General features: G+C 71.4%; 8 protein-coding genes. 6 read left to right on the top strand and 2 right to left on the bottom strand.

Annotated features, from left to right (window positions below):
- On the top strand, positions 1–2,184 hold a 2,184-nt coding region (locus GT354_RS37015; protein ID WP_161360769.1), incomplete at its 5' end, for a VanW family protein.
- 51 nt (positions 2,185–2,235) lie between these two features.
- Here GT354_RS37015 and GT354_RS37010 read toward each other — a convergent pair.
- Positions 2,236–2,955 (bottom strand): hypothetical protein, encoded by a 720-nt coding sequence (locus tag GT354_RS37010; protein WP_161360768.1) that lies wholly within the window; start codon positions 2,953–2,955, stop codon positions 2,236–2,238.
- 93 nt (positions 2,956–3,048) lie between these two features.
- Here GT354_RS37010 and GT354_RS37005 point away from each other — a divergent pair, with 93 nt between their 5' ends.
- From GT354_RS37005 to GT354_RS36990, 4 genes are read left to right on the top strand one after another with little or no spacing between them, the layout of a single operon-like run.
- Entirely contained in the window at positions 3,049–4,002 is a 954-nt protein-coding gene (locus GT354_RS37005) for an ABC transporter ATP-binding protein (RefSeq protein ID WP_161360767.1), read from the top strand.
- A gap of 5 nt (positions 4,003–4,007) precedes the next feature.
- Positions 4,008–4,727, top strand: coding sequence for an ABC transporter permease (locus GT354_RS37000; protein ID WP_237535833.1), 720 nt, complete (start codon positions 4,008–4,010; stop codon positions 4,725–4,727).
- Positions 4,728–4,774: 47 nt separating this feature from the next.
- Complete coding sequence (locus GT354_RS36995) at positions 4,775–5,968, top strand: sensor histidine kinase (protein ID WP_161360765.1); 1,194 nt, start codon at positions 4,775–4,777, stop codon at positions 5,966–5,968.
- A gap of 9 nt (positions 5,969–5,977) precedes the next feature.
- Complete coding sequence (locus GT354_RS36990) at positions 5,978–6,583, top strand: response regulator transcription factor (RefSeq protein ID WP_161360764.1); 606 nt, start codon at positions 5,978–5,980, stop codon at positions 6,581–6,583.
- A 36-nt stretch (positions 6,584–6,619) separates the two neighbouring features.
- Here GT354_RS36990 and GT354_RS36985 read toward each other — a convergent pair whose 3' ends face one another.
- Positions 6,620–7,309 (bottom strand): class I SAM-dependent methyltransferase, encoded by a 690-nt coding sequence (locus tag GT354_RS36985; RefSeq protein WP_202512709.1) that lies wholly within the window; start codon positions 7,307–7,309, stop codon positions 6,620–6,622.
- A gap of 239 nt (positions 7,310–7,548) precedes the next feature.
- On the opposite strand from GT354_RS36985, the gene GT354_RS36980 reads away from it, so the two are divergent.
- Positions 7,549–8,238 (top strand): cellulose binding domain-containing protein (locus tag GT354_RS36980; protein ID WP_202512708.1); only part of this gene is annotated, 690 nt, incomplete at its 3' end.

The following is an 8,238-nucleotide window of genomic DNA, read 5'->3' as shown; positions in this document are numbered from 1 at the left end:
GCCCGGGCCGGTCGCCGCCGGCTGATCGGCGGCTTCGGCCCGCCCGACCCCAACCCGGCCCCGGCCGGGCCGGTCGAGGAGCCGGTATACGAGATCGACCCGGAGTCCGGCGAACAGACCATGACCACCCGGGTCAGCATCAAGATCCCGGGCTCGCGGCCGATCCCGCCCGTGGTGCTGCGCGGTCAGGCCCCGTTGCCCTCGCGCGACGCGCCGCACTGGACCACCGCCGACGGCTCCGCCGGGCCGTACGCGTACCAGACCCAACAGGAACACGAGGCGGCCGAGGGAGGGTTCCCGGCGCACGCGTCGAACGACGCGCCCGGGGACGGTGCTTCGGCCGGTCACCTCGACGGCGTCGAGGAGCCGCACCCCGACGCGCCCCCCGCGCCGGCGCGGCCCAAGCGGCGCAAGCCGAAGGCGCTGATCGCGTGCGCGGCAGGCGTCGCGGTCCTCGGCGGGGTGTACGGCGCGTCGCTCGCCTACGCGGGCGGTGGTGTGCCGCGCGGCAGTTCGGTACTCGGCGTCAACATCGGCGGCCAGTCCCGAGACGAGGCCGTCCGTACGCTCGAACAAAAGCTCGGCGACCGCACCACGAAACCCATAGTGCTCACCCTCGGCGACAAGAAGGTCGAGTTGGAGCCCGCCGTCGCCGGGCTGTTGCTCGATGCTCGGGCCACCGTGAGCGAGGCGTCCAAGGGTGGTCTCAATCCGGCCGTCACGGTGCCCGCGATGCTCGGCAAGAAGCGCGAGACCGCGCCGCGCACCGTGGTCGACGCGGTCAAACTGGCCGCCGCGTTGGAGGCGCTGGCCACCGAGGCCGGCGGGGCCCAGACGGACGGCGGGATCTCGTTCGCCGGGGGCAAGGCCACCGCGATCGAACCGCACCAGGGCCAGGTTTTGGACACCCCGGCGGCGGTCGAGCTGGTCGAGGCGGCCTTCCTGCACGGCAACGGGCCCGTCGCGCTGCCGATGAAGACGTCGCAGGCCAAGGTCGCCCAGGCCGAAGTGGACCGCGCGATGCGCGAGTTCGCGGTGCCCGCGATGTCGGGGCCGGTGACGCTGACCGCCGGTGGCAAGAGCCTCAAGCTGACCCCGGCCACCCTGGCCAAGTACCTCACGATGGTCCCGGACGGCGGCGGCAGACTCCAGCCGAAGATAGACGTCAACGGGCTCCAGGAAGAGCTGGGTCAGACCTTCTCGTCCGTCGGCGACAAGCCCAAGGACGCGACGTTCAAGGTCGAGGGCAAGCCGGTCGCGGGCGCGAAGGTGTCCGTCGTTCCGTCGGTGCCGGGCAAGGGCGTCTCCGGCGCGACCGCCGCCGACGCGCTGCTCGGTGTGCTGGCCAAGAGCGGGAACAACCGGACCGCCAAGGTCAGCCTCGGCCCGATCGAGCCGGAGCTGACCACCGAGGCCGCGAACAAGCTGGGCGTCACCGAGGTCATGTCGACCTACACGACGAACTACCCCTACGCGGCCTACCGGCTGACCAACATCCACCGGGCCGCCGATCTGATCGACGGGTCGGTGATCAAGCCGGGCGACACCTGGAGCCTGAACAAGACGGTCGGCGAGCGGACGGCGGAGAACGGCTTCGCCAAGGGCACCATCATCAACAACGGGCGCTTCCAGACCGACTTCGGCGGCGGCGTCTCGCAGGTCGCCACGACGACGTTCAACGCGGTGTTCTTCTCGGGCCTCAAGGACGTCATGCACCGCCCGCACAGCTTCTGGATCGACCGCTACCCGGCCGGTCGCGAAGCCACCGTGGCGTGGCCGTCGCTCGACCTGAAGTTCCAGAACGACTCCGGCAAGACGGTCTACCTGGATGCCTCGTACACCGACTCGACGGTGACCGTGACCCTCCTGGGCACCCGCAGGTTCGACGACGTCAAGGCCGAACCGGGTGGCAAGTACGACATCGTCAAGCCGAAGTCGGTCAACGACAAGTCGGCGGGTTGCGTCGAGCAGGCCGCCTCCGACGGCTTCAAGATCGACGTCACCCGGGTGTTCGTCAAGGACGGCAAGGAAGCCGGTCGGGAGAAGTTCCACACCAAGTACGACCCGGCCGACAAGATCACCTGCGACCGCACCGGCGGCGCCGAGGGCGAGGGCCAGGGCGGCACTCCCACCGGCGGCTCGACGCCGGGCGGCGGTGTCCCGGCGCGCGGATCGGACGACTGACCCCCGCGGATCGGCAGCCGTGACCTCGGCCCCGGGACCCGGCCTCACGGCTCAGTCCCGGGGCCGACCCACGTCCTTGGCCAGATCCAGGGCAAGGAACCGGTCCACGTGCACGAGCGCCTCGAACCGGGCACCCGGCGCGATCGACGGGTCCCGGGCCAGGGCCAGCAACAGGCCGAGCGCGGCCCGGGTGTCCAGGTTGTCGTCGAGCGCCTCGTGGATCGGGCCGACCCGGGCCGCGGGCAGCGCCGCAGACGGCGACTCGGCGCAGATCGCGGTCAGTTCGCGCAACTCGGCGAGCATCCGCGCGGCCTGGGCCTCGCCCCGGTAGCCCTGCTCGCCGGTGCGCAACGGCTCGTCCATCCCGAGCGAGAGCATGATCAGGCGCAGTACGAGCGGATCCTCGGGATGCGGGACGACCCGGCGCCGGCCGGGTTCGACCAGGGCCGGCGGGTGCAGCACGTGCACGCGGGCGCGCGGTCCCTCGTCGCCACTCTCGCCGAGGTAGACGTCGATCGCCGCGTCTGGGGCGCCGGTGGTCGGCGCGGGCATGTTGTAGCGCCCGTAGCCCGCGGGATCCGCGACCTGCGCGCGATACGGCAACTGATGCACCGTCACGGTCAGTCGGTGTCGCTCGGCGACCCGGCGGAGTGTGTCGGCCAGGATCGCCGCGCGCAGCGAGCGGTGGGGATACGCGATCCGCACCCTCCTGCCGATCGACGTGCTCACGGTCTCGGACGTGCCGGTTTGCGCATCGGTCAGTCGCACCATGCCTGCCACGGTAGGCGCCCATGACATCTGTCATGGCGCGTTCAGGAGGTTTCCCACTTCGCGGCGTACCCGCGTGCGGGAGAACCTTGCGCCATGACGATCACGGTGGGAGAACGGACGACGGCGCCGGCCGTTGCGCTGGCGGGGGTGTCCAAGGCGTTCGGGGACGTGCGCGCGGTCGACGGGCTCGACCTCGAACTGCGTCAGGGCGAGACGGTCGCACTCCTCGGCCCCAACGGCGCCGGCAAGTCGACCACGCTCGACCTGCTGCTCGGCCTGAGCCGACCCACCCAGGGCTCGGTGGCGCTGTTCGGCGGCGACCCGCGCGACGCGATCCGGGGCGGTCGAGTCGGCGCGATGCTGCAAAGCGGTGGGCTGATGCCGGACGTCACCGTCGGCGAGATGGTCGGCCTCGCCCGCGACCTGCACCCGCGCCCGCTGCCGCAACAAGAGGTGCTGCGCCGGGCCGGCATCGAGGACCTCGTCGGCAAGAACGTCGGCAAGCTCTCCGGCGGTCAGGCCCAGCGGGTGCGCTTCGCGGTGGCCATCGCCGGCGAGGTGGACCTGATCGTCCTGGACGAACCCACGACCGGCATGGACGTGGACAGCCGGCAGCGCTTTTGGGAGAGCATGCGCGAGCAGGCCGAACTCGGCCGCACGGTGCTGTTCGCGACGCACTACCTCGAAGAGGCGGACAACGTCGCGGACCGCGTGCTCGTGCTGCACCGCGGCAGGTTGCTCGCCGACGCGAGCGCCGCGCAGATCAAGGCCCGGGCCGGCCTGCGCCGGGTCGCGTTCGAGCTGGACCGACCGGTCGAGGAGTACGAGCCGACCCTGCGCGCGCTGCCGGGCATCGCGCACATCGAACTGAGCGGGACCACGGTGCGCATTCGCAGCGACGACGCCGACGAGACGGTCGCCGCGATCTACGCCGCGGGCTTTCGGCCGCGCGGCCTGGAGGTCGCCGGACTCGGCCTGGAGCAGGCGTTCCTGGCGATCACCCAGCAGGCGGACGAGGCCCAAGGCATGGAGAGCAGCCGGTCGTGAAGACGATGATGAAACTGGAAATCCTGCGGATGCTGCGCAACCGCCGCTACCTGATCTTCACGCTCGCCTATCCGGTCGCGATGTATCTGATCTTCGGAAGCCAGTCGGGGGACGTCGACGGCACCAAGGTCGCGGCCTACATCATGGTGTCGATGGCCTCGTTCGGCGCGGTCGGCGCCACGCTCAGCGCGGGAGTGCAGCGGATCGCGGCGGAGCGGCAGAGCGGGTGGACCCGGCAACTGCGGCTGACCACGCTGACGGGCCGTCAGTACGTGCTCTCCAAGCTGGTCTCGGCGTCGGTGGTGAGCCTGCCGGCCATCCTGCTCGTGCTCGGTACCGGCTTCCTGCGCGGCGTGCGGTTGGACGCGTGGCAGTGGGGCGCGATCGTCCTGGGCCTGTGGTTCGGCTCGTTCGTGTTCGCGGTGCTCGGGATCGGGCTGGGCTATCTGGTGGCCCCCGATTCGGCGCAGCCCGTGTTCATGCTCGTCTACCTCGGCATGGCGGTGCTCGGCGGCATGTGGGTCCCGCTCACCGGATTCCCACAAATCCTTCAGGACATCGGGCACGTGATGCCCACCTATCGGCTCGGCCAACTCGGCTGGGAGGTATTGGACGGGCATCACCCGCGGGCGGCGGACATCGCGATCCTGGCCGGTTACCTGGTCGCGTTCACCGCGCTCGCGGCGTGGCGCTACCGTCGCGACGAGCAAAAGGTCGCGGCCTGAGCCGGCACGACGGATGCGCGGGCGGGTCGTACAAAGGGGCACACGGCATGAACTTTTCGGATCCGACCCGGCAGGACACCGGCCGGGGCCGTGCGATCCGGTTGTCGTGGTCGCTGTTGTGGTTGTTCTTCCTGACCCCGGTCGTGCACGATCTCGCGACCGGGGGCTACGGGCCGATCCGCCTGGCGGTGGGTTCGTTCGGGTTGCTCGTGGTGGTGGTGTGCTACGTGTCGCTGGTGTTCGGCGGGATCGGCTGGTTCGGCCTCTTCCGTCGCTTCGAGGAGGTCGTGTGCGCGCTCCTGGGCACCGACCGGGCTCGACAGCTCACGTGTTTCGTGCTGTGGGTGACGGCGGTCGGCCTGATCCTGACCTTCGACGACGCGTGGCTGGGCGTGATGGTGTACGTGTCGGTGTCGTTCGGGGCGGGCCTGCGCTTCCCGCAGTCGGCGTGGGCGATCGTCGGGTGCGTGCTGACCGGGCTGGTGCTCGGGTTCGCCCTGGACGCGGCGGGCGACGACATGTTCGTGCTCGCGTTCGTCACGGTGCTCACCGGCGGGTTGATGATCGGTGTGCGGCGGTTGATCGAGACGCTCGCCGAGTTGCGCGAGGCACGTGAGATCGTCGCGCAGTTGTCGGCGAGCGAGGAGCGCCTGCGCATGGCCCGGGACCTGCACGACGTGCTCGGACACTCGCTGTCGCTGATCACGCTCAAGAGCGAACTTGCCGGCCGGTTCCTGCCCGGTCACGTCGATCGCGCGATCGAGCAGGTCGCCGACATCGAGCGGGTCAGTCGGCAGGCGCTCGTGGACGTGCGTGAGGCGGTCGGCGGTTATCGGCGGCCGACCTTCGCGGTCGAACTGGCCGGGGCGCGGATAGCGGCCCGCGCGGTGGGCATCGAACTGACCGTGGTGCCCGAGCAGTGGCCGGTGTGCCCCGATCCGGACGCCGAGGCCGTGCTGTCGTGGGCCCTGCGCGAAGCGGTGACCAACACCGTGCGGCACAGCGGGGCGCGGCGCTGCACGGTCGAACTGAGCACCGGCCCGACGTGGACCCTGGAGATCGCGGACGACGGGAACGGCGGTGCGGGCTGTGAGGGCAACGGACTGACCGGTCTGCGCGAGCGGTTCGCCTTGGCGGACGGCTCGATTTCGGTCGATTCGTCATCGGGGGAGCGCGGCTTCCGGTTGACCGCATCGGTCCCGATCCCTGCCGGTACGGTCGGCGAGTCGCCGAACCGCTAACGTTCGCCCGTGATCAACGTACTGCTCGCCGAGGACCAAGCAATGGTGCGCGAGGCGCTGGCGGCGTTGCTCGGGCTGGAGGACGACATCCTCGTCGTCGCCCAGGTGTCGCGCGGCGACGAGGTCGTGGAAGCGGTACGCGCGAGCGGCGCCGACGTCGCGCTCCTGGACATCGAGATGCCGGGCCAGGACGGCCTGAGCGCGGCGAGCGACCTGCGCAAGGCACTTCCGGGCTGTCGGATCGTCATCTTGACCACGTTCGGCCGGCCCGGCTACCTGCGCCGCGCGATGGAGATCGGCGCCGACGCGTTCCTCGTCAAGGACGCGCCGGCGGCGCAACTGGCCGACGCGGTGCGCCGGGTGCTGCGCGGCGAGCGGGTGATCGACCCCACGCTCGCCGCCGCCGCGCTCTCGGTCGGCGCCGACCCGCTGACCGAGCGCGAGCGCGAGGTGCTGCGCGCCGCGGCCGACGGCTCGACGGTGTCCGAGATCGCGACTCGCCTGCACCTGTCCGAGGGGACCGTACGCAACCACCTGTCCTCGTGCATCGGCAAGACCCACGCGCGCAACCGGGCCGACGCGGTGCGCATCGCGCACGAGAACGGCTGGCTGTGACGTGGTTCGCCCGGGGCGCGAACGGGCGGCGCGCGGTCAGCGCCTGACCGCCACGAAGCGCAGGCGCGCGTAGTCGGCGAACCAACCCCCGTCGCGGAACTGACGGTCCTTCACCAATTCGTCCACCCGGCGCAGCAGCGCGTCGTGCGCCTCGGCGGGAAAGCCCGCGAGGGTGGTCGGCCCGAACATCCGCCACCAGTCGGCGACCGTGTCACCGGGAGCCAGCGGGGTCGGGCGGTCGAAGTACAGCGCGACGCGCACCTCGAACCCGGCCCGCTCCAGGCGACCCGCGTGCTCGGCGGTGCTGGGGAAGTACCACGGCAACACCACGTCGCCCAGGCCCTGTTCGGCAGCCGCCGTGCGCATCCCCTCGATCAGCGTCGCGACGTTGCGCCCCGCGCCCTGCTCGGCGACGAACCGGCCGCCGGGGCGCAGTGCTGCGTGCACGCGCTCGATCACCTCGTCGGGTCGAGTCATCCAGTGCAGCGCGGCGTTGGAGAACACCTTGTCGACCGGCTCGGCCAGGGTGAACGCGTGGCCGTCGGCGACGGCGAAGGTCGCTCCCGAGCCCGCGTGTTTGGCGCGTGCGGTCTCGATCATGCCCGCGTCGGCGTCGATTCCGTGCACGCGCGCGCCCGTCGCGGCGATCTCCGCGGCCAGGTCACCGGTGCCGCAGCCCAGGTCCAGGATCGATTCGCCGGCCTGCGGTTCGAGCAGATCGATCATGGACCGTCCATGTGCCGAGACGAACCCGAAATTGCTGTCGTATGTACCCGTGTTCCACTGCATGCCTTGCAATCTATGCGTCGTATCCACGATTCGATACCCGAATTTCGGATGGTAAGACGAGTGATCGGCGAAGGCATCGGGTCGGCGGGCAGCGATGGGACCGGGCGCCGAAGGCCGGTAGAGTCCTGGTGCCCGGCGGCCCGAGTGTCGCCGGAGAGGATGTCGAAGGAGTGGGCATGGGGTCGCACGGGGCAGGCGGGCCCGAACCGGGCACCGCGCGACCCCGCTGGGAGCGCATCCGCCGGCCCCTCGCGAGCGTGGCCCTGGCCGCCCTGCCCGCCGCGCTGATCGTCGCCCTGTCCGGGGGCACGTCGTCGCACCACAGCGCGCTGAGCGCGGACTACGTGCGGACCGGCTCGTGGCCCACCGGATACAGCGGGCAGTACGTGCTGCGCAACGACGGCGCGCACACGGTCGAGGGCTGGACGCTCAGATTCGACCTGCCCCAGGGCACCCGGGTCGCCAACGCGTGGAACGGCCGCCTCGACCGGGCCGGCACCAAGTACACGCTGCGCAACGAGAATTGGAACAAGGCGTTGCGCCCCGGCGAGAGCATCGTGGTCGGCTTCGAGGTCCGCCGGGAAGACCCCGTAGGCGCGCCCGCGACCGAGCCCGCGCACCCCGACAGCCCGCTCGCCTGCACCATCAACGACAAGCCCTGCCAGGATCCCGCGCGCCCGACGGCCACCCGATCGCCGCGCGCGAGCGAGCCCGCGCCCGCGACCGGATCGGTGGGCGTGCCCGGGAGTACCCGCGCCCCCGAGCGGCGTTCCCCGACCCCGTCCGCGCCCCCGACCGCGTCGTCGTCGCCCACCCGCGTCGACGCGCCGCCGACGAGCGGTGCGCCGACGACGCCCGCCCCCGGC

It is taken from the genome of Streptomyces sp. SID3343, from assembly GCF_009865215.1.
GTDB lineage: Bacteria > Actinomycetota > Actinomycetes > Streptomycetales > Streptomycetaceae > Embleya.
The sequence above is the reverse complement of the archived record's forward strand: the minus strand, read 5'-3'. Positions and strand labels throughout refer to the sequence as shown.

What these genes read in the sequence shown, in the direction of transcription:
- GT354_RS37005 (WP_161360767.1), top strand. Translation starts at nt 3,049, where the DNA reads ATGACGATCACGGTGGGAGAACGGACGACGGCGCCGGCCGTTGCGCTG.
- GT354_RS37000 (WP_237535833.1), top strand. Translation starts at nt 4,008, where the DNA reads ATGATGAAACTGGAAATCCTGCGGATGCTGCGCAACCGCCGCTACCTG.
- GT354_RS36985 (WP_202512709.1), bottom strand. Translation starts at nt 7,309, where the DNA reads ATGATCGATCTGCTCGAACCGCAGGCCGGCGAATCGATCCTGGACCTG.
- GT354_RS37010 (WP_161360768.1), bottom strand. Translation starts at nt 2,955, where the DNA reads ATGGTGCGACTGACCGATGCGCAAACCGGCACGTCCGAGACCGTGAGC.
- GT354_RS36995 (WP_161360765.1), top strand. Translation starts at nt 4,775, where the DNA reads ATGAACTTTTCGGATCCGACCCGGCAGGACACCGGCCGGGGCCGTGCG.